This is a genomic window from Herpetosiphon gulosus (assembly GCF_039545135.1).
Taxonomy (GTDB): domain Bacteria; phylum Chloroflexota; class Chloroflexia; order Chloroflexales; family Herpetosiphonaceae; genus Herpetosiphon; species Herpetosiphon gulosus.
In genome coordinates this window covers 330,213-352,414 of sequence record NZ_BAABRU010000007.1, presented here as the reverse complement: position 1 = coordinate 352,414, position 22,202 = coordinate 330,213, and the positions used below count along the sequence as shown (strand labels likewise).

17 protein-coding genes are annotated in these 22,202 nt (G+C 51.1%); 7 read left to right on the top strand and 10 right to left on the bottom strand.

All coding sequences use genetic code 11. The features are described from left to right. Nucleotides 1–294 precede the first annotated feature (294 nt). Both ABEB26_RS12110 and ABEB26_RS12105 read right to left on the bottom strand, forming a co-directional pair. Nucleotides 295–975, bottom strand: a complete 681-nt coding sequence (locus ABEB26_RS12110; RefSeq protein ID WP_345722264.1) for a pentapeptide repeat-containing protein — start codon at nt 973–975, stop codon at nt 295–297. Between the two features lie 114 nt (nt 976–1,089). Beyond that, on the bottom strand, nt 1,090–2,043 hold the full coding sequence (locus ABEB26_RS12105; protein ID WP_345722263.1) for a ring-cleaving dioxygenase: 954 nt from the start codon (nt 2,041–2,043) through the stop codon (nt 1,090–1,092). Between the two features lie 158 nt (nt 2,044–2,201). Between ABEB26_RS12105 and ABEB26_RS12100 the strand changes: the two genes are divergently transcribed. Beyond that, entirely contained in the window at nt 2,202–3,368 is a 1,167-nt protein-coding gene (locus tag ABEB26_RS12100) for an FAD-dependent monooxygenase (protein WP_345722262.1), read from the top strand. Between the two features lie 270 nt (nt 3,369–3,638). Here the strand turns inward: ABEB26_RS12100 and ABEB26_RS12095 are convergent, their stop codons facing one another. The 8 genes from ABEB26_RS12095 to ABEB26_RS12060 form a co-directional block, all read right to left on the bottom strand. After that, a complete protein-coding gene (locus tag ABEB26_RS12095) occupies nt 3,639–4,469 on the bottom strand; it encodes an ABC transporter ATP-binding protein (RefSeq protein WP_345722261.1) in 831 nt (276 codons plus the stop codon). After that, nucleotides 4,469–5,317 carry a nitrate ABC transporter permease gene (gene ntrB / locus ABEB26_RS12090; RefSeq protein WP_345722260.1) on the bottom strand — a complete coding sequence of 283 codons (849 nt, stop codon included), beginning with the start codon at nt 5,315–5,317 and terminating at the stop codon, nt 4,469–4,471. The genes ABEB26_RS12095 and ntrB overlap by 1 nt, the downstream gene beginning before the upstream one ends. Nucleotides 5,318–5,416: 99 nt before the next feature. Beyond that, complete coding sequence (locus ABEB26_RS12085) at nt 5,417–6,640, bottom strand: CmpA/NrtA family ABC transporter substrate-binding protein (RefSeq protein ID WP_345722259.1); 1,224 nt, start codon at nt 6,638–6,640, stop codon at nt 5,417–5,419. 441 nt (nt 6,641–7,081) lie between these two features. Further along, a complete protein-coding gene (locus tag ABEB26_RS12080) occupies nt 7,082–7,897 on the bottom strand; it encodes a uroporphyrinogen-III synthase (RefSeq protein WP_345722258.1) in 816 nt (271 codons plus the stop codon). Next, nucleotides 7,894–10,044, bottom strand: coding sequence for a molybdopterin oxidoreductase family protein (locus tag ABEB26_RS12075; protein ID WP_345722257.1), 2,151 nt, complete (start codon nt 10,042–10,044; stop codon nt 7,894–7,896). The genes ABEB26_RS12080 and ABEB26_RS12075 overlap by 4 nt, the downstream gene beginning before the upstream one ends. Before the next feature lie 5 nt (nt 10,045–10,049). After that, nucleotides 10,050–11,528, bottom strand: a complete 1,479-nt coding sequence (gene nirA, locus ABEB26_RS12070; RefSeq protein WP_345722255.1) for a ferredoxin--nitrite reductase — start codon at nt 11,526–11,528, stop codon at nt 10,050–10,052. After that, nucleotides 11,512–12,447, bottom strand: a complete 936-nt coding sequence (locus ABEB26_RS12065) for an AraC family transcriptional regulator (RefSeq protein ID WP_345722254.1) — start codon at nt 12,445–12,447, stop codon at nt 11,512–11,514. The genes nirA and ABEB26_RS12065 overlap by 17 nt, the downstream gene beginning before the upstream one ends. A gap of 7 nt (nt 12,448–12,454) precedes the next feature. Continuing rightward, nucleotides 12,455–12,805 carry a molybdopterin oxidoreductase gene (locus ABEB26_RS12060; protein WP_345722253.1) on the bottom strand — a complete coding sequence of 117 codons (351 nt, stop codon included), beginning with the start codon at nt 12,803–12,805 and terminating at the stop codon, nt 12,455–12,457. Between the two features lie 894 nt (nt 12,806–13,699). Here ABEB26_RS12060 and ABEB26_RS12055 point away from each other — a divergent pair. The 6 genes from ABEB26_RS12055 (at nt 13,700) to ABEB26_RS12030 (ending at nt 22,099) form a co-directional block, all read left to right on the top strand. After that, a complete protein-coding gene (locus tag ABEB26_RS12055) occupies nt 13,700–16,297 on the top strand; it encodes a right-handed parallel beta-helix repeat-containing protein (RefSeq protein ID WP_345722252.1) in 2,598 nt (865 codons plus the stop codon). Between the two features lie 263 nt (nt 16,298–16,560). Further along, a protein-coding gene (gene prfB, locus ABEB26_RS12050; RefSeq protein WP_345722251.1) for a peptide chain release factor 2 occupies nt 16,561–17,674 on the top strand; the annotation gives its coding sequence in 2 pieces (ribosomal slippage) (nt 16,561–16,635 and nt 16,637–17,674; 1,113 coding nt in all). A 10-nt stretch (nt 17,675–17,684) separates the two neighbouring features. Further along, nucleotides 17,685–18,998 carry a peptidase MA family metallohydrolase gene (locus ABEB26_RS12045; protein WP_345722250.1) on the top strand — a complete coding sequence of 438 codons (1,314 nt, stop codon included), beginning with the start codon at nt 17,685–17,687 and terminating at the stop codon, nt 18,996–18,998. A 118-nt stretch (nt 18,999–19,116) separates the two neighbouring features. Then, nucleotides 19,117–19,659, top strand: a complete 543-nt coding sequence (locus ABEB26_RS12040; RefSeq protein WP_345722249.1) for a carboxymuconolactone decarboxylase family protein — start codon at nt 19,117–19,119, stop codon at nt 19,657–19,659. A 25-nt stretch (nt 19,660–19,684) separates the two neighbouring features. Next, the gene (locus ABEB26_RS12035; RefSeq protein ID WP_345722248.1) at nt 19,685–20,590 is read left to right on the top strand and encodes an NAD(P)-dependent oxidoreductase; all 906 of its coding nucleotides are present in this window, start codon (nt 19,685–19,687) and stop codon (nt 20,588–20,590) included. 45 nt (nt 20,591–20,635) lie between these two features. Further along, nucleotides 20,636–22,099 (top strand): sensor histidine kinase, encoded by a 1,464-nt coding sequence (locus tag ABEB26_RS12030; protein WP_345722247.1) that lies wholly within the window; start codon nt 20,636–20,638, stop codon nt 22,097–22,099. The last annotated feature ends 103 nt before the right edge of the window (nt 22,100–22,202 follow it).

Sequence of the window (22,202 nt, the reverse complement as noted above, 5' to 3'; positions counted from 1 at the left end):
CGCGCGTCGGCAGGACGCGGGAGGGCAACGGATGGTGCAGGGACAGGCAGGACGGGACAGTGATGCGCGCGAAGGTGAATGAGGAAGTCGTCAAGGTATGGGTGGTTGGAGTAAGGGCAGCCAAATTTGGTACGTGTCGAGGTGGTTGTGCCCCACGCTGCTCCATCCCGAACCAGGCCGTGAACGCGACACACACCGAGGCTACTGCAGCACCCGCTGTGGGAACGTAGGGGGATGCGTACCGCTCCATAAAAACGCCGTTGAGCATTTATTTGTTCAACGGCGTTTTTGCATTTAATCTTCTTCTATTGCTAATTCGCGAATGGTTAAGCCTAAGGACTGGGCAATTTCGAGCGCTTGGCGTGGCTCAATAATCAGCCCTTGCAGTTGCTTAGGCTCGATTTGCATGCCACCAATCTGTGAGCCACGAATATCAACATTGCTCAAGCTTGCTTGGCGAAAATTGGCCCGACTCAGGTCGCAGTTGCGAAAACAAACATCGCTGAGTTTAGCTCCTTCAAAGCTCATTTCAAGCATACGGCAATCTTCGAAGCGGACATGCTCAAGTCGCGCTGACCACCACACGCTATAATCAAGTTGACAAGTGCTGAATACTAAATGTTCGGCTTGAGCCTCGACAAATTTCATGCCCCCTAAACGCGAATTGCGCCATTCTAGCCGCTCTAGGTGGCTTTTCTCCCAATTGGCGTGGCTCAGATCGCACTGCTCAAAGCTGCTATCGACAAGTTGCGATTGTTGGAGCACCACTTGATTGAATTGACATTGGCGTACCAGTGATTGCTCCATAAAAATATCTTTGGCACGTTGTTGATTGAAATTAAGCTGCTGAATAATCAATTGAGCGTAGTTGCTGTTATCGCTCAAGCTGAGGTCGCTGACAGTTTTTAGCTCGGTTGGGGGGCAATGTTGCGGTGACGTGATGCCTTGATAGCGTTTGCGGCGTGGGCGTACCATGAAATTCAACCTCACAGGACTAAACGAACAGATGTGTTATTTTAGTCCGATTGGGGAATTTGGCAACTTAATTAAGAGCGCTTACCATTAGAGTAAGCGCTCTTAAGTTTTGAATTAAACCAGCGGTTTGAGGTTGGCGACGATGGCCGCTCGGCGTGGCTCAAGGAATGGCGGCAATACAACCGATTCTCCCAGCGTCGCGGGGTCTTCATCAACCGCAAAGCCTGGCCCATCGGTGGCAATTTCGAACAAAATGCCATTTGGCTCACGGAAGTAGAGGCTGCGGAAATAGTAGCGATCAATTTCGCCGCTGGTGCGGATGCTTAATTCGCGCAAACGCTGGGTCCAGCCATGATATTCTTCCTCGTTGGGGGTGCGAAACGCCACATGATGCACGCCACCAGCGCCAGGTTGAGCTGGAGCTAAATCAGGCTGGACGACAACATGCAATTCGGCGGCGGCTCCACCAGCACCCATTTCATAGACATAAACTATATATTCTTTGCCTTCGTTGAGACTATATTGACGAACTTGGCGCATATTCAGTGCTTTGGTCAGCACAATATCAGTATATTCGAGTTGGGGCACACTTAGCCGAATTGGCCCAAGCCCACGAATTTGATGCTCGGCTGGCACTGGGCTGGCTTCCCATGGGGTGTTGGCATCGCCAGTGCCTGCATCATCAATTAAGCTTAGCCGTTGGCCTTCGTTATCAGCAAAATCGATGGTTAAACGGCCATCGCGCTCGATCAAGCCACTATGTTTGATCCCTTGTTGGCTCAAGCGCTCAGCCCACCATTCGAGGCTAGCTTGGCCCGTGACCCGCAGGGCGGTGTTGCAAATGCTATGCGTGCCACGTTTTTCAGGCGGGGTTGGCCAATCGAAAAAGGTGATGTCGCTGCCTGGCGTGCCTGCGCCATCAGCATAAAATAGGTGATAAGCACTAACATCATCTTGGTTGACGGTGCGCTTGACCAGCCGCATGCCTAAAACTTGGGTATAAAAACGATAATTTTCACGCACATTGGCGGTTACTGCCGTAAGATGGTGGATTCCAGTTAATTGCATAGTTGCAGGCCTCGTTACAGGATTCTAGCTCGTCTTCACTACCACTTGTATTGTACAACTATTTTTAAATTGACATAAGCTTTAAAATCTAACGCTTGACTTAAAACATACTATAAGGTATGTTTTATTCTAGCTGGATTCAATCTAACGAGGATACGATGCAAGCGATCACAATTATCGGTGGGGGAATTGGTGGTTTGTGTTTGGCGATTGGTCTGCAACAACGCCAGATTCCCGTGCAAATCTATGAAGCTGCACCAGCATTACGGCCTGTTGGCGCGGGCATTCTACTCGCTCCCAATGCCATGAATCTGCTCGAACGTTGGGGTTTAGCGGAAACTGCTCGCCAACGCGGGCTGTGTTTAAGCAGCTTGGGCGGCAGCGAATTTGGGGTTTTGGATGCGCAAGGCCGAAGTTTGTTGGCGGGCTTTGATCTGAAGGTGATGCGTGAGCGCTTTGGTCAAGAATTGGTGACGATCAGCCGTGCTGGCTTGCATCAACTGCTGCTCGAAGCCTTGCCTGCCGATTGTTTGCACCTCGATAAGCGCTTGGTTGGCTTGCAACAAACGGCTGATTTGGTCAAAGCTGAATTTGCTGATGGCACAACCATCGAAACGGCGTGCTTGATTGGGGCTGATGGTTTGCGTTCAGCCGTGCGTGAGCAAATTTTGCCTAATCAACCACTGCGTTATTCAGGCCAAACTTCCCATCGAGCCTTGGTGACTTTTGATTATCGCGAATTGGGCCAGCCCGTGGCCGCCGAAATTTGGGGTGCGCAGCTGCGTTTTGGTTATACCCCGGTCGGGCAAAATTTGGTGTATTGGTATGCAACCAGCCTTGCTGCCCAAGGTCAGCGTGATCTTTCGCCTACTGCTGCTCGTGAACTCTTACTTGCTCAAGCTCACGATTTGCCAAGTGTTGTTAAAACCTTGATTGAGCGTACACCCGATGCGGCGTTGTTGCGCACAGATATTAGCGATTTGGTGCATTTGAAAGCTTGGTATTACGGGCGAGTTGGTTTGTTGGGCGATGCGGCCCACGCGACTACGCCGAATCTGGGCCAAGGTGGTTGTCAGGCCATTGAGGATGCTTGGGTTTTGGCCGAAATGTTGGAGCGCTACGAACAACCGCAACTAGCATTTTTGCACTATCAACAACGCCGTATCAAAAAAGCCCGCACAATTGTTGATACATCGTGGCTGATTGGCTCGTTGGTGCACTTGCCGTATGCATGGCAACGAACCTGGCGCAATCGGCTGTTGCGACTTATGCCCCGCAGCCTTGGTCAGCGCCAAACTAATGGGATCTATGCGCTGAATTTTTAAACTATTGGCTAGAAAACAAATAGCATTGATGGATTCTTGAGAGAACGATGATTTTAAGGCTATCACCATTTGTGCTTTAGGGGGTGCAGGGGGATGAAAACCCACTGCCTTCCCCGCCTCGAGGCGGGGCGGAGGGGTGGTGATCATGGGTTATACATAGAGTGAATTGGGAAATTATACGTTCTAGGTTAATGTATAGGATCAAAAAAGGCTGTCGCAGCATCGAGACAGCCCACCATACACGACTCTGTGTACTGATTATTTGGTTATTTAGCAGTGCAGTGAAAGGAGTAGGTGGGTGCGCAGGTTGTTCCAGGTTGGGCTGTTCATGAGGCTTTGCTTATCGCGAGGGCGAGGTAGATCGACCGTAATCACTTCTTTAATCGTTGCGCCTGGGCCATCAGAAAAAACTACAATCCGGTCGCTGAGGTAGATCGCTTCATCAATATCGTGGGTGACCATCACCACGGTTTCGGTGCGGGCATCGCCACTCCAGAGGCCCAATAATTCTTCTTGCAGGCTGCCACGGGTCAGGGCATCGAGCGCCCCGAATGGCTCGTCGAGTAGCAGCATACGTGGATGTACCGCAAAAGCGCGGGCAATTGCCACCCGTTGGCGCATACCGCCGGAGAGTTGCATCGGTTTTTTGTGTATATGGTTGCTCAAACCAACTCGTGCCAAGACATCGTTAGTTAAGGCTTTCCGCTCGGCTTTGCTCATTTCAGTCTGAACTGAATCGACAGCTTCATAGACATTTTGATACACCGAGAGCCATGGTAACAACGAATAGTGTTGAAATACCATGGCCCGCTCAGGGCTGGGCGCAGCGATTGATTTGCCATCAAACAGCATCGTGCCAGTGCTAATGCTGGTTAGGCCAGCGATCATATTTAATAAGGTGCTTTTGCCACAACCAGAGTGGCCGATGAAACTAATAAATTCACCCGATTGAATCGTCAGATCGATATCGTGCAAGATGTTAATCTGGCCTTGACCACTAGGATAATTTTTGCCCACGCTGCTAATCTCAAGCAGCGGAGCAGGCTCCATCGGTAAAATTGCGGTGTTGGGAGTGGTGCGCGGTAACAAACGTGGAGCCATTAGTGACCTCCTTCTTGCCAAGCGGCCATACGTTGACCAATCAAACTAAACAAACGATCTAAGGCTAAACCCGTAATACCGATAACCAAAATAGCACTCATAACCCGTTCCAACGAAAGCGCGTTCCACGAATCCCAAACGAAGAAGCCCAAACCTGTGCCCCCAGCCAACATCTCGCCTGCCACAATCACCATCCAAGCGATCCCCATCGAGAGCCGCATGCCGGTTAAAATGGCTGGAAAAGCGGCAGGTAGCAATACTTTGGTAATGTAGCGCCAGCGACTAAACCGAAACACCTTGGAAACAGCCTTGAGGTCGGCAGGGATATTTTGCACGCCCATGGTGGTGTTGACTAAGGTTGGCCAGAGCGAGGTAATCACAATCGCAAAAACCACAGCTTTGGGCGCATTATGCAGCACTGCCAACCCCAAGGGATACCACGCCAACGGCGAGACAGGCCGCAAAATTTCGATGACTGGAGCCAGCATTTTGCGCAGCGTGGCACTACTGCCAAGCAGCATACCCAGTGGAATGGCGATCGCGATGCCAATGCCCCAGCCTGTGAACACCCGCCCCAACGAAGCCATCAGCTGAATTCCGATGCCTTTATCGTTTGGCCCGTTGTCGTAGAAGGGATCGCTCAAAAGGTCGCGTAAGGTGCTGGCGGTCGCAAGCGGTGTGGGCAATGTGCCGCCAGAAATCCAAGCAGCAACTTGCCATAAACCTGCTAAAATCAACATTCCCATTAAAACTGGGCTAAGCGTTTGCCAAATTGCTTTGAGCCAGCGGCGGATGAAGGTTGGCGCTGAACTCTCACGCCGTGGAATAACTTCGATCATTTGTGCCATGGAAGTGCTCCTTGTGTGGTCGGCAATCGAGTGGCTGGTGTGTCAGCGACTGAAGCCGTGTTACTTCAGCCGCGAAGGTGTGTCGTGATGGCCTGCGGGCTAGGATGGGCTTTTAGGATCGAAGGTTTGTTGATCGAGCGTGACAGTGAATGGTTGTAAATCGTCGCCTGCGACAGTGAGGCTCATTTCTTTGGCGACCTCAGCATACAAATCACGCATAATCAACTTGTCGGCGATGGCGTTGTAATCGGGAGCGCTTGGCAAGAGGCCAAAGCGCACATATTGCGCCATAAACCAAATTGCATGGCTGCGTTGCGGCGCATTGACCGCGCCATCCTGATAAAAAACCATGCTTTTGCTTGGCTCAAATGTGCGCTCGCCCAAGGTTGCCCCAAGGTTGTATTGACCCTTCAAACGCGCTTCGATCACATCAGCTGGGGCATTTACATAGGCTTGGCCGCCGATCACTTTGGCGGCTTCGCTGCGATTGTTGAAGTCGTCAAGCCATTTTGAAGCCTCAAGGATGGCCTTCATGACTTTTTTGAGGTCGTCGCGGCGTTTTTCAGCAAAACTTGGATTGACCACCAAAGCTTTCTCTGGGTGTCCCGCCCACAGATCTTGGGTTGTCAACACGGTTTCACCAATGCCCTCTTTGACTGCTACCCCGTTCCATGGCTCGCCCACGCAAAAGCCATCCATTTCGCCGATGCGCATATTGGCAACCATTTGTGGTGGTGGAATTGTGATAATTTTGACGCTATTTTGATCAACGCCAGCGGCGGCAAGCCAGTAGCGCAGCCAAATATCGTGGGTTCCGCCTGGGAAGGTGCCAGCAAAGGTGGCAGGTTTATCAGCAGGGCGTTGGCTGATCAGCGCCTTGAGTTTGCTAGGGTCGCCATAACCAACCTCTTTGGCAAGCGCACTGCTGAGCGTAATACCTTGACCATTTTGATTCAAAATCATAGCAATTTTGAGTTCGCTTTCGGCCTTGCCACCGACTCCGGTATAGACTGAGAAGGGCATGCCAAACAAACAGTGGGCAGCATCGAGGTCGCCAGTCAACAGCTTATCGCGCACATTGGCCCACGAAGCCTCTTTAACCACCTCAACATTGACCCCATATTTTTGGTATAAGCCCAAGGTATGCGCCATAACCACCGAAGCACAGTCGGTCAGCGGAATAAAGCCTATTTTGATTGGGCGCTCACCAGTTTCGTTGGCACTTTCGCTGCCACCACAGGCGGTCAAAAAGCTGGGCATGGCAACGGCAGCACCAAGTGAAGCTGCGGTTTTGAGAAAATTGCGACGGCTGATTTTTGACATTGGAAGCTCCTCCGTGAAACCTGTGGCACACATCAAACGCTTGGGAGATAGCAATTATTCATCTAGCGACTGTGCTCCCTCACCCCCGACCCCGCTCCCACTGTGGCGGGAGCGGGGCGTTTGGTTTTGTCGTTCCCCCTCGCCTGTTGGGCAGAAGAGGTGGCTAGGGTAAAGTATGTCGATTAAAACTAGATCAATAATCGGGCACGATTCACCCACATTGGTGAGGCTGCATGGCGTTGCAGGAGCTATCGCGAAGCGAACAGGTTTGTTAGCGCACCGTCATTGGTGGAAACTGCATTCATTGCAGGGAGTTGATCTACGAGGTCTGCCCTCACCCCCGACCCTTCTCCCACTGTGGCGGGAGCGGGGCGTTTGGTTTTGCGCTTCCCCCTCGCTCGCTGGGCGGGAGAGGGGGGCAGGGGGTGAGGGCTTAATTTGCTAGCTATTGACGCTCACTTGGTCGAGAATTCGTTGCACCATCTGGCCCATAAACGGCTGTTCAGGCATAATTACTTGTTGAATGCCAACATTGATCAACGCTTGGGCACACGATGGGCCGACTGCTGCGACCAAGGCTTGTTGCATGGCCGCAATCAAGGCTTGGGCTTGGCCTTGTTGCTCGGCAACTTGCAACAAATGGCGCACCTGAATTTGGCTGGTAAAAGTGAAAATATCGATCTGGCCAGCAATTGCTTGTTCAATTAGCGCGAGTAGTGGGCTGATATCAGCAGGCAATTGCCATTCATAGACGCTATGTTCGTGGAGCACGGCCCCGCGTTCGAGGCAATAATCGGCTAATTTGCGATCGCGTTCGCCATAGTGCAACAAGCCAACGCCACGTTTGGCCAAATCAACTGTATCAAGGCTGTTAATGAGATCGTTGATTGTATAGGGCGAGGCAGCGCTGATACTTGGGCGTAATTCATAACGGCGTAATACGGCGGTTGGTTTAGGGCCACGGCAAACCAACGAGGTTTTGGCTAACCCAGTCACCATGGCTTGCTCAAGCCCCAAACTGGCGGCAGCATCAATTAATTGTTGTGTGCCAACCCCAGTCAACAAAATCAACAGATCGATCTGGCCTGCCTCAAGCTCTTGCAACACTGCCTGAGCAACTGGAGCCGCATCGACGCTGACCTCGCGTAATGCTGGGGCATGGATTGGGGTCGCGCCATGACGACTAAGCAAGTTGGCTAATTCTGAAGCACGGCGAGCTTCGAGAATTGCGATCCGTTGACCATGTAAGCTACTCATTGGCTGCTCCGTTTGCCAGCGGCCATCGCTGGAACTGTGGCGGCTTCACCAAATTTGATATTGATGCCTTCGACGATTGGCCGTAATTGTACCGCACATGCCTTAAGTTCGGGTTGCTTACTAATTGGGTCGGCGGCGTTGATACTCAGCACATTTGGGTTGCCATCTTCCCAGTGAATTGGCATAAACAAACAGCCTGGCATGATTTCGGGATTGATTTGTACGATTGAGGTGCAACTACCACGTCGCCCGATCACCGCGATTTTTTCGCCAGCGCTCACGCCGAGCGTGTTAGCGTCGTCGGGATGGATTTCGATAAAGCTGCCGTTATGGCGTTGATTGAGCTTGGCCACGTTGGCGGTGCGCGTGCGGGTATGCCATTGCTCCAACACTCGTCCGGTGGTCAGCCAAAATGGAAATTCATAGCTTGGAACTTCGGCTGGCTCAACCGGAATCGTCACTTGGAAGTTGGCGCGACCATTGGCGGTTGCAAAACGGCCATCGCTATACAAACGCACAGTGCCAGCGTGATCTTCGGCAGGGCAAGGCCATTGAATTGGGCCATTGCCTAGCCGTTCGTAGCTCACACCGCTCACATCAAGCGGGTAACGGCCAGCAGTCAATCCGCGATATTCATCCCAAATGGCTTCAGCATTGGCAAAATTAAGTTCGAAGTCCATGCGCTGGGCAACTGCTTGCACCAACCACCAATCAGGCATGGCATCGCCAGGAGCGGGATAGGCTGGGTTCAGCAGGGTAATATGGCGATCCGAGGCGGTGAAGGTGCCGATGCTTTCAGCCCATTGCGCAGCGGGCAAGGCAATATCGGCATAGGCCAAACATGAACTGGTATTGTACACATCCTGCACAATCACCAATTCGGCTTTTTCGAGTGCAGCACGGATGGTGCTGTTATTGGGCATCGAGTGTAAGGGATTCGTGCCGATAATCCAGATTGCTTTGAGTTTGCCTTCGGCCAATTGGTTGAACATGGTTTGAGCATCAGGGCCAGGCGTTGAGTTGATACTGCCAACCGGAATGCCCCAAGCCTGCTCGATTGCCGTGCGATGCTCAGCCACATCAACCCGCCGATAGCCAGGCAATTGATGGGCGAGATAGCCAACTTCGCGGCCACCCATGGCGTTTGGTTGGCCCGTCAGCGAGAATGGCCCACAGCCTGGCTTGCCGATGCGGCCTGTTGCCAAGTGCATATTGATGATCGCGGTGGCTTTGGCAACTCCATTGCGACTTTGATTAACTCCCATGCTCCACATGCTCAACGTGCGTTGGCTGGCAACTAACATTGCCCCAGCGGTTTCGACCTCCTCAACCGTCAAACCTGTGGCTAAGGCGGTTTGGGCAGGTGTCCAGCCAGTTACAGCTTCGGCGATTTCGCTCCAGCCAGTGGTATGTTGAGCAATAAATTCATAATCAACTGCGCCATCGCGAATCAGGATGTGCAATAAACCATTAAGTAACGCTGTGTCGCTGCCCGGGGCGGCGGCCAAATGCAAGCTGGCATAGCGCGAGGTTTGGGTGCGGCGTGGATCAACCACAATTAATGTAGCGCCATGCTTGCGCACTTGCTGCTCGATGCGGCGATAGACGATGGGATGACATTCGGCGGTATTCGAGCCAACAATCAAGAAACAATCGGCTTGTTCGATATCGCTATAGCTACAGGGTGGGCCATCGGTTCCTAAGGTGCGGGTGTAGGCGGCAACGGCGCTCGCCATACACAAACGCGAATTGGCATCCATAGTGTTGGTGCCCATCAAGCCCTTGCAAAGCTTGGTCACCAAGTAGCTGGTTTCGTTAGTTAGTTGGCCTGAAAGATAAAAGCCAATTGCCTCGTTGCCATATTGTTGGCGAATTGCGTTCAGCCGTTGGGCAGCGTGGTCGAGGGCTTGATCGAGGCCAACGGAACGCAGCGCAGCATTGCGATCGGTGCGAATCTGGGCATGGGTTAGCCGTGTCGTGGGCGTGAGCATTTGCTCAATCGTGGCCCCTTTGATGCACAGCTTGCCTTGATTGGCGGGGTGGGCGCTATCGCCAGTGACCCGCACGACCTTGCCATCGTTGACGGTCAGTTCAATTCCACAGCCAACGCCACAATAGGGGCATTGTGAACGCACAACGTTACTCATGATGCTTATTCCCCATCCATAGCGGCGAGTTCAGCAGCAATCCGCCCAGCTAATTGATCGACTGGGATTTTGCGAGCTTTGAGAGTTGCTAGTTGCTGATGATTGCCACCAACAAATAAATCGAAGGCATCGACGATTGTGCCATCTTCGAGCCGCAAGCGCTGAGCTTGCAGGCCAATTTCGCCAACATGATGCTGACCACAGGCGTGCACACAGCCCGAAACTTTCAAATCAACCCGTCGTTCAGCAGGAATCAGTGCGGCCAATTCGGTGGCAACTTGCAACGATAATTCTTTGGTGTCGCTCAAGGCAAAGTGGCAATAATCGCGGCCCGTACAACTGACCAAGCCGCGCAAAGCTCCAGGTGCATGTGGTTGCAGCACTTGCAGCAATGGCTCAGCCAACAAACGTTCGAGACAAGTTTCATGCACATTCGGAATTAGAATGTTTTGGTCGGGAGTCAAGCGCAGTTCGCCAGTGCCATACGCATCAGCCAAATCGGCGATTTCGGCCATTTGCTCGGCATTGGTTCGGCCAACTGGCACTAATAAACCGACCGTCACAAAACCTGCTTCTTGTTGTTGATGAATGCCCAAGTGGTCGCCACTATGCTCAATCAACAACGATTCGCCAGCGCTGAAGAAGGCTTGGCCAAACACTTTTTCAACTTCGGCCATAAAGCGCGGCATGCCCCATTCGCGAATTAGCCATTTCAAGCGGGATTCGGTGCGTTTTTCGCGTGAGCCATTATCGCGAAATACCGTCAAGACCGCACGGCAGAAGGGTAAAGCTTGTTCAGTGGTTAAAAAGATGCCTGCATCTTGGCCGAGTTGCGGTGATGTGCCGCCCAATGCCCCGCCCAGTGCGACGTGGAAGCCAAGCATGCGATAACCATTAATTTCTTTGGCGGCAGGTGTCATGCCAATATCGTTGGCGCGGCTATGGGCACAATCGTGCGAGCAACCGCTAATTGTAATGTTGAATTTGCGTGGTAAATCGCTGAACTCACGACCGAGCAAGGCCAACGAAACGCTTTGAGCAATTGGCGCAGCATTGAAAATTTCATCGTGGTGTAAGCCAGCCAAGGGGCAGCCCATCACATTGCGATAATTATCAAGCCCAGTTTGTTGTGAAGTCAGGCCAACATTTTGCAGGCGTTGAAAGACTTCGGGCACATCTTCGATCCGCAACCAGCGCAATTGAATATTTTCGCGGGTGGTCAAATCCATGGTGTTGCGGCCAAACTCGCGGGAAATACTGACGATTGCCCGCATCTGGCGCGTGCTCAGGATACCATTGGGAATCCGCAGGCGTTGCATAAAGAAGCCAGGGGTTTGCTTGCGGTGCAATAATCCATACCATTTCAAGCGCTCAAGCTCATCTTCGGGAATCGCATCGAAGCCTAAGCGAGCATAGCGATACAGATCGGGCAAGACATCAAGCCCATTTTTGACCTTCTTGAGTGTTTCAATTTGAACAGCCATGAGCTTCCTCCATAACAGCATCAAGCATCAAGTCGTCGTCGTATTCGCGAATTTGGCGCGGCGTGCAATCGTATAAACGGCGGAAGGCGGCGCTAAAGTGGGCGGCGCTGGCATAGCCCAAGCGGCTAGCGATCGTTCCAATCGGCAAATTGGTGCTGGCAAGCAGCATATTGGCCTCGCTGAGCCGTAACATTTGTAAATAACTGAGTGGGCTAAGCCCGGTACAAGCCAGAAAATCACGTTGCAATTGGCGCGGGCTGATGTGCAAGGTTGAAGCCAATTGACTAATACTTGGTGGCCGCTCTAAGTTTTTCATCATTAAGGCTTGGGCTTTTTCGACCGACTGAGCTTGGGTTGGTGCATAACCATTTAAGGTTGTTTGGAAATCGAGCGCACTTAATAGCGCCAAAAAGGTTGTGGCTGCGTTTTCCAACGTCGCTGGTGGAGCTTCGGGCAGGGCTGCAATCGTGATTAATTGACGGGCTGCATGGAGCGCTGGCGGTGGCACGTAGCGGACTGCCAACAACGGCGAACGAACTGCATCTTTGATCAAATAGGCATGGCGTTGATTGAACTGTGGATATTGGTTGATAAAATGCTGCCAACCATCGTTCGTCCAAGTCAAGTTGAGCCAATCGGTCGTTGCTCCAGGCAAGTAGCGAATCCGCATTGGGTCGGTTTGTGGGCTAGTCAAGACCAACGAGGTTGGGGCTTGACAAAAGCTGCGGTCGCCATAACTAACATAGCGCGTGCCACTTAAGGTCAATTGCATCGACCAACTGCGCCAGCGCTCGATTTGCGGCATGAGTGGTCGTTGGTCGGTAAAGCGCCGACGTTCGATGGTTAGGCCTGGGCGGCGAAAGAGCGGCAGCGTTGTCGCCCATTGCAAGTTATTCCGAAAACGCACCAATCCGTTCATGGTCGGCCTACACTTCTAGGTAGCCAATGTCGAGGATTAACAGTCCACTACCTTCACCGGCGACGCACACGTCGAGCACGGTTCCAGCGGGGTGTTCCTCAACGATGGCAAGTGACACATGAATTGCTGAATCGGCGGCTACTGGAAAGTAGCGTAGAACTTGACCATTACGCAAAATGGAAACATTGACGAGGCTGCTCACGGTGCTACCAGCTCGAAAGTAGAGCATGCCCGTGGTACGATCTGCTGGCACAACATAGCGCAGATCGAGCATTTGCGGGTTGAAAAAACCCTTGCCTTCGAATTCGACGATTGTATGCAGGAGCACTGGAGTGCCCTCACCCATAAACATGCCCATGACCCCGTCCTTTCGTTGATGTAGAGGATCGACGTTTGGGGGCAGTCATTGCCGAACATGAGCATCGCTGCTGCCTACGCTCGCAACGTTGAGAGCATGGGCAGGCGAGGTGAGGTATTGGTACAAGGAGTGTAGCAGAGGCTTCGCATATACAATACCATAGCGCTGGTTTGTGGCTATCGGGCAATTCTACCAGTGCTACTTGCTGGGTTTTTGTGCAGGTTGTACAAGCTAGTTAGCTGGGTACTAGCAGGTACTATAGAAAAAGCGACATGAGCATGGAAGTATGGAACAAGCAATTTAGGCCTTAACAAAGGCATAATAATCGTTTATTAATCACTGGTAAAAGGGACATAAGCTTAAGTGTGGCACTCGACAAGCAGTCGAATTGCTCTATACTACTGCCCAAGCAGGCGACCAACGGTGAGCGTAAGCGAGGCTTCAAACGCACACATTCATCCAGACGTTGACTGAGTTGCTCAATATAGGTGGAACATTTGGCTGCTTAGCAATGAGCGCTAGCAGCAGTTGGCCCTATTTGAATTAGGTTTCCCAAGATGCGAACCATTAAATGCTAAACGCCTAAGGCAGTGTTGCTTTAGGTGTTTTTGCGGTTAATCAAGCTATATAGCTACCTCGGGCTAGTGTTGATCACTCGTAAGGGGTAGCGTAAAGGGCGTTAAAGGTGGGATAGTGTGTCAAGTAGGCCTAAAGTCCTGTAGGAAAAAAGGCCAGTATGCGCTATGGTATGCCATAGTACAATAAGAGTCAGAAGATCAAACTCATTTTGAATACTTCCAAGTTTGATTAAAGGCTCAGAGACCTAGGTGCATGGGGGCTATTGAAAGGCTCCTTTTTTATTGTTCAGCACCAAGGTTCACGCGCGGAGGGACTATGCAGCCAAGCTTTGTGCAACAACGATTCAGGTCAGTAGTTAGTGCTCTTATCATTTTAACGTTTAGTCTTGGTTCATTTAGTTGGCTGTTACAATCGGCGTTTGCCAATACGATTGATGCAACACCGTACTTAAATCCATTAGCGCCCGATTTTGGCATTCAGGCGGCGATTGATGCTGCGGCTGCTCAGGGGGGCGGCACGGTGCGTTTGCCCGCTGGCACATTTACCCTCGAAACCTACCTCGATCTTAAAACCGGAGTGACCCTGCAAGGGGTTGGAGCCGAGACGATTTTAAAGGCTGGCCGCAACGAGCAACGGGTTTTTGTCACCCAAACGGGCAGTAATCTTTCGACAATTAAAGTTGCTAGCACTACACCATTTAGCGTTGGCATGATCGTCTATGTCTGGCGTTCGACTGAATTACGCTTCTTGCCTGGCTCATATGAAATTATGAGCATCAACAGTGCTAATCAAACGATTACGCTTGATCGCGCGGTCAATTACCCGCTGACTGCCAATGTTTCGCAAGTTTCGTATGGCTTGTACACCAAATTGACCGCTGCTGCAAGCCAAGGAACCAATGTGATCAGCGTGGCCGATACTAATGTGTTCAAGCCAGGTGAAGGCATTATTATTAAAGGAACTGAAGGTACAGGCATTGGCAATTGGGGTGTTGAGCAAAATATGGTCGATTCGATCAATACCAGCAACAACACGCTGACCCTCAAAAAGCCTTTGACGCTTTCAGTGCCCAATAACTCTGTCGTATCGCACGCTTATTCGGCGATTTTCGCGCTTGGAACCAATTTCAACAATCGCTTGCAAAATATGGGTGTACGCGATTTAACCATTGAAGGCTGGAATACCAACCAAAAGCCTGCCTTCTATGAGTTTTATATTGGGGCGATTAACTTTGTCTATTGCCGCTTTGTGACGATCGATAACATCACCGTGCGCTATTGGCATAGTGATGGCGTAAGCTTGCAATCGTGTGATCAAAGTACGGTCAGCAATAGTCTGGCAACTGCTAATCGTGGCCATGGCTTCCACCCTGGTACAGCCTCACGCGATATTGAATTTTTCAAAATTCAAGGGATCGGCAATTTGGGTTATGCGGCGCGTGGCACTGCTGGCGATGGGTTGTATTATTGCTGGGCCAACCAACGGGTGAATATTCGCCAGAGCGTTTTTCGTAATAACGCTGGTTCAGGCGTTGGCGATTTAGGCGGTGGCGATACCGATAATTCCTCGCGCGATACTGATAACATCATTGAAGATAGCATTATGGAAGGCAATTTCCGCGCTGGGATTGAAGTTAATGGTGGTGGCAACTTAGCCAATAACATTATTCGCCGCAATCTGATTCGCAATAATAACACTGGCAATCAAGATTATGCTGGCATCAACTTGCTTTCCAAGCGTGGCCCAGCCCAACGCTATATCATCCAAGATAATATTGTTGAAAACACAGCAGGCAGTAACCAACTCTTTGGGATTCGTGAGGTCAACTTAGCTGTGCCGCCAACCACTCCGGTTGATTATCTGACCGATTTCAATACGATCACCAATAACACGATTTATAACCACCCAAGCAATAATTTAGTGGTGATTGGCCCCAACACCGTAGCTACTGGCAATATTTTCACTGCGCCTGGCGCGGTGATTACGCCAACGCCAACCAATATTCAACCAACTGCTACTGCTACAAACGTGCCAACCAATACGCCAACCCCAACTGGCTCGTATGTTCCACGCCTGATCATGTACAACGCTGATACCGATCAAGTTATGTACGATCCAATTCCCAATGGCGTGACGATTAATTATGCGACGCTTGGCACCCGTAATATTAGCATTGTGGCTCCAACCGCGCCGTCGAGCGGGATTGGCAGCGTGCGATTTTGGGTTGATAGCGTGGTCTATCGCACTGAAAGTGGTCGGCCATATTCAATCGCCGGCGATCAAACCAATGGCACAGATTTCTTGCCGATGACCCCAGCCTTGGCCCATGGAACCCATGTGATCAAAGCTGCAACCTTCACTGGTTCGGGTGGAACTGGCACGCAAGGCACACCCTATCAAATTGTGATTAATATTATTGATAGCAATGCCACGGCTACGCCAATTCCAACCAACACCAATACCCCTGTGCCAACCGTACCAACCGCCACGGCGACGGCAACTGCTACGAATACCCCAACCAATACGCCGATCAACACACCAACTAATACTGCCACGGCGACGTTTACCGAAGTACCAACCAATACCCCAACCGAGATTGCAACGATTACTGCCACTGCAACGGACGTTGCAACTGCTACGCCAACCGAAATCGCCACGATCACCGCGACCGCGACTGAAACCGCGACCGTGACGGCAACCGAAATTGCCACGATCACTGCGACGATTACAGCAACAGCAACCGAAACGCCGACGAACACACCGACCAATACACCAACCGCGACGGTAACCGAAACACCGACGGCAACGCTTGAGCCAAGTGTTACGCCAAGCAACACGCCAACGGCTACAACCACGGTTACGACACCAGTGCCGTCAACCCATCATGTCTATGCGCCGTGGGTTACCAACTAAAACATAAAGATTTTGTTAAAACGAAGGTTGGTTATAAGCTAACAATCGCAATTTAGGGGGTGCAGGGGGATGAAAACCTCCTGCGTTTCCCTCCGGCGGAGGGACGGAAGGGTGGCGAACAATCAATAGCGCCAAAGATTGCTGGAGTACACCCTTGGGTTGAGTAACGAAACCCTTCGCAAAATTAACGCTTTCGAGTATCATGAGATCGAGTGCTAAACCCACTCGATCTTGTGTTTAACTACCTAGAGGAACTACCGTTCATGACAGAGTTTATTGATCTTCGGGCGGCCCTAAACTCGTTGCAAGCGCGATTCGATGCGCTAAGGGGGCGGCTTTGACTGGGCTGCCAAACAAGCTGAATTGCATGATTTAGAGCATCAAGCTGCCGAACCAAGCTTGTGGGATAACCCGCAACAGGCCCAGAGCATTTTACAACGGCTTGCTCGTATGCAAGAAGAATTGAAAATGTGGGATAGTTTAGCAGTCGATTTGGCAACCCTGCGCGATCTCTTGCAACTTTCGGCTGATGATGCTGATTCGCTCAGCCAAATTGAGCGTGAGGTCAATGGCTTGACCAAATCGGTCGATCAGCTTGAATTGAGCATTTTGCTGGGCGAAAAATACGATAGCACCAATGCTTTTATCTCAATTCAATCGGGCGCTGGTGGGGTTGAATCGCAGGATTGGGCGCAGATGTTGTTGCGCATGTATAGTCGTTGGGGCGAAAGCCAAGGTTTCCGTACCACCATCGTTGATATGATGGACGGCGAAGAGGCAGGCATCAAAAGTGCTACCTTAGAATTGCGCGGCCCCTATGCTTATGGTTATGCTAAGGCCGAAGCTGGGATTCATCGCTTAGTGCGGCTTTCGCCCTTTGATGCCAACCATCGCCGCCATACCTCGTTTGCGCGGGTTGAAGTGTTGCCCGAAGTCGATGATGCTGCCGAAGTCAAAATTAATCCCGAAGATCTGCGGGTTGACGTTTATCGGGCTGGTGGCCATGGTGGTCAGGGGGTCAATACGACTGACTCAGCGGTGCGCTTGGTTTATCGTGGTGGTACGCCCGATGAAATTATTGTAACCTGTCAAAATGAACGTTCGCAATTGCAAAATAAAGAAACCGCGATGAATGTCTTGCGGGCGCGGTTGTTGGAGCGTGAACTAGCCCGCCAAGCTGCTGAACGCACCAAACTCAAGGGCGAACATCGCGATGCCGCTTGGGGCAATCAAATTCGTTCGTATGTGCTTGATGATCGGCGGGTTAAAGATCATCGTACTAACGTCGAAACATCGAATACCCAAGCAGTGCTCGATGGCGAGATTGATTTATTTATCGATGCCTTCTTGCGCTGGAGAACCGAAGGCACAGAGTAGTGAGGTTTGTATGCGACGAGTAGTGTTGTGGATGCTAGGATGTTTGCTTGTTCTGGGTTTTCAGGCTACGGCTCAGGCGGCTGAGCCAGCCAAAATCTCGCGTAACGACGCAACTAGCAGCTTTGGCGAAAACGTGATTTTTGAGCTGGAAGCTGAATCAAGTTCGCCAATTCGCGAAGTGACATTTTTATATGCCTTGGGTGTACAGCCCGGCGATGTGCCAGCTTATACCGAGGCTGAGGCTAAATGGCAACCTGGTACCTCAATTGAAGCCAGTTTTACCCGCGATACCAGCATCGAGTTTTTGCCAGTTGGCGTGACTGTGCGCTATAAATGGCAGCTTGTTGCTGAAGATGGCACGATTACTGAAACGCCCGAGCAATCGGTGCAATATCAAGATACTCGTTTCAATTGGCAAGAAAAAAGCTCGCGTGGCATTACCGTGCGCTGGTATGATGGCGATGAAGCTTGGGGCCAAGCGCTGCTCGATAGTGCGCTTGGTGGGCTTGATCGGCTTGAGCAGCGAATCGGTGGCTCGGTCGAAGATCCCATGACGATCTCGATCTACAGCAATACCCGCGATATGCGCGGCGCGTTGCCCCCCAACTCAGCCGATTGGATTGGCGGTCAAGCCCGACCTGACCTTGGCTTGATTATTGGATCGATTGATGCTGGCGATGATGCTGAATTAGGGCGTTTAGTGCCGCATGAATTGAGCCATTTGGTGCTGCATCAAGCAACCAACAATAATTATGGTGGTATGCCAGTCTGGTTCGATGAAGGTTTGGCGGTTGCCAACCAAGATTCACCCGACGCTGGGTTTAGCCAAATGGTTGAGCAGGCTGCCAAAAATGGTGAGCTGATTCCGTTACGCGCTTTGGCTTCGAATTTTCCTTCCGACCCTGAAAAAGCTCTGCTTTCGTATGCCCAAAGTGAAAGTGTGGTGCGCTATATCGAGGCTACTTATGGCATCGAGTCGATTACCAAGCTTGTCGCTCAATTCAAAAGTGGCGTGACCGATGATGTGGCCGTGCAAACAGTCTTGAATCGCAGCCTTGATACCTTGGATAGCGAATGGCGCAGCACCTTGCCCGAAGCCCAAGGCTCTGGCCCAGCTCAAATCTTGCCCGACGATACTGCTCCAGCTGATCGATTTAGCGAACAACCACGCTCATCGGCTCCTAGTAACCCAAGCTTGCCCAATAACCCAGCGCCAACCCCATCAGTGCCTTTGTGGATTTGGCTAGCAGGGATTGGGGGCTTGCTCTTGATCGTCTTTGGCACGATTTGGATTATTCGCAGCAGTCGCCAACCACGCTACTAAAGCTGGATTGGGCTGATTCCATCGCAGCAACCCGCCTGTATGATTGTGCTTGCAATCGGGCGGGTTTGTTTATAATTTGCTGAATTGTACCAACTCAAACTAGTGGAGGTTCCTTGTAATGCCCCGATTAAAACCGCTTGCGCCCAACGAAGTTGATCCTGAATCGCTGAAAGTCTTCGAGGGCTTTTTTGCCAAGCGCGGCAATGTGCCAAATATGTTTCGCACGTTTGCCCGCCGCCCTGAAATGATGATCGCCGCCAGCAATTTGATGAGCGCTGTACTAAGCACTGGTACACTGGATTTACGCTTAAAAGAGATGGTCGTGGTACGCACATCACAATTAAACGAATGCTCCTACTGCTTGACCTCGCACTCAACGATTTTGCGCAACCTTGGGCTTTCGCAAGAAAATATTGATGCCTTGCAAGCGCCCGATGATGCACGTTGGACTGAGCGTGAACGAGTGGCTTTGCGTTATGCTGAGCAAGTAACCTTAAATGCCAAAGGTATCAGCGACGAACTATGGGCGAGCTTGCGTGAGCATTTCGATGAAGGCGAAATTGTTGAATTAACCGCCACAACTAGCCTTTTTTCGATGTTTAATCGTTTCAACGATGCCTTGGATATGGCGATTACTGAGCCAGGCTGGCCGGAAGCATAATTGGCTTGGGTATTGAGGAATCATCATGCAAAAACCACGAATTGGCCTGATTGGCTTGGGCGCGATGGGAGCGCCGATGGCGGCGAATTTGCTTCAAGCAGGCTATCAATTGACGGTTGGCGTACATCAACGGCGCGAAGCTGCTGAACAGTTGGCATTGCAAGGGGCAAGCATTGCCGAAAACTACCAAGCATTGGGCGAAAATAGCGATATTGTGATTACGATGGTGCCTGATGCACCTCAAGTTGAGGCGGCATTGCTTGGCACGAATGGTGCTGCATATGGTATGGCGGCGGGCAGTATCTGTATTGATATGAGCACGATTGCTCCTACCGCCAGCCGGGCGATTGCCGCCCAACTCGCCGAGCGTCAAATTGCCATGCTCGATGCGCCAGTCAGTGGTGGCCCAGCCCGTGCTAAAACTGGCGAGTTGGCGATTATGGTGGGTGGCGAACCAAGCACATTCGAGCGCTGCCAAGCAGTTTTGGAGGTACTGGGTGGCGCAGTCAGCTATATCGGCGCTAGTGGTTCTGGCTCAGTCGTCAAGCTTTGCAATAATCTGGCGATCAGCATTATTGCCATGGCCAATATCGAAGCGTTGGCCTTTGGTGTGGCCAATGGCGTTGAAGCTGAAACGATTCGCCATGTATTGTTAAATGCCACCGCCTCAAACTATTTATTGGAACGTTGGCTGCCCGAAACCGTGTTCAGCGGCGATTACAACAAAGGCTTTGCCGCTGAATTGTTGGCCAAAGATTTAAACGCTGTGTTAGATACTGCCCGTGCCAGTGGTGTGCCATTGTGGGCTGGCGGCCTCGCCCAACAAATGTGGATCGCCCAAAAAGCGCTTGACCCACGCTCGGATTATACCGCCCTAGCCCAACGCTACGAAGCAATTATCGGACGCACGATCAAACCAAACTCAGAATAAGCTTAATCTGCCTTGCAACCAAACGATATGTGGAAGGAATCCTGAATGAATATAACCAGTCGCGAATGGGCTATGATTGAAGACTTTTCGCGCCGTATTACAACCGAAGCGCCCCAATCGTTGGTTGCCTTGGCTCAATCACTCAGTGCGGCCTTTCAAGTTGACGTAACGATTTGGAGCCGCACTGCTTCTGGTGAATATCATTGTGTTACGCCAAGCGCAGGCCAGCCCGAAGGCCTGATGATGAGCGCTGAGCAGGCATTAAACGTCGAAAAAGCTACCTTGATTTTTGTCTATGAAGCGTTTTACGCCGCCAAATTTAATCCTGCGCATAATTTCAGCCCAGCCCAAGTAATGATTATTCAGGCCTTGCTGGAAGGCTGGATCGGGCGTTTGCGCACCAGCTATGTCGAGCCGCATGAGCACGAAAATCTTGGTGATCTGCATCAATCGTTGTTGCAAAGCATTATCGATGTGTTGCCCGAAGGTGTAGTTGTCGGTTTAGCGCCCGATGGCCAGTTGATTTTGGCCAATCGTCAGGCCGAGCAATTGTGGCAACATCCACTCCATTCTGTACCAGTTGAAGGCTACAATCATTTTGGTTTGCACAAACCTGATGGCACGCGCTTGCCTGCTGGTGATTCGGGGATTGCCCGTGTGATTCGAACTGGCGAGCCATTTCTCAAACATGAGTTGATTTTGCGTCGCCCCGATGGCAGCGAAATTCCAATTTTGGCCAATACCTCGCCAATTCACGATAATCGCGGTAATTTGATTGGTGCGGTTGCCGTCTTTCAAGATATTACTGGCTGGAAATTGCAAGAAAGTGATCGCGATAATGCCATTGCTACTATCGTGCACGATTTGAAAAATCCACTGACGACGATTCGTGGGAGTGCCGATTTGCTGTTGCGGCGGGCTAAAACTGAAAATCGTAGCGAACGCGAGTTAAATCGTTTGCAATCAATTATTGCCCAATCTGATCGCATGCGCGATTATCTTTCGTTATTGGTTGATGTTGCGCGAATCAATGCTGGCGAAACCTTAATTAGCCCATGTTTATTGGATTTTGGCGAGTTGGTTGGTCAATTAATTACCACGATCAATGGTGGTTTAGCCAATCCACGGATCAACGTGGAGCTTCAGGCTACGCCGTTGGTACGAGTTGACCCAATTTGGATGGAGCGAGTGATTTGGAATTTGCTCGATAATGCCTTGAAATATAGCGCTGATGATACAGCCATTGATGTTCGTTTAGAGCTTGAGCAAGACCAAGTGCTGTTGAGCATTTGCGATGCTGGCCTTGGTATCGATCCCCAAGATCTTGAGCGAATTTTCGAGCGCTTTACGCGAGGGCGACATACTCAACGGGTTGGTGGCACAGGTCTTGGTTTGTATACCGTTCGCGCTGTTGTGCGAGCGCATGGCGGCAGCATTCTCGTTGCATCGGAAGGCCTAGGCCGTGGTAGTTGCTTTACATTAAGCCTTCCAGTTGAAGCAAACGAATAACGCTCACCGCCTATTGGCCTAGATCTTGCTACGTGGTCTGGTTTATGCATTTAAAGTGTTCCGAGGAGCAAACGCTAATGATCAGCGATCATTGGCGTTGCAA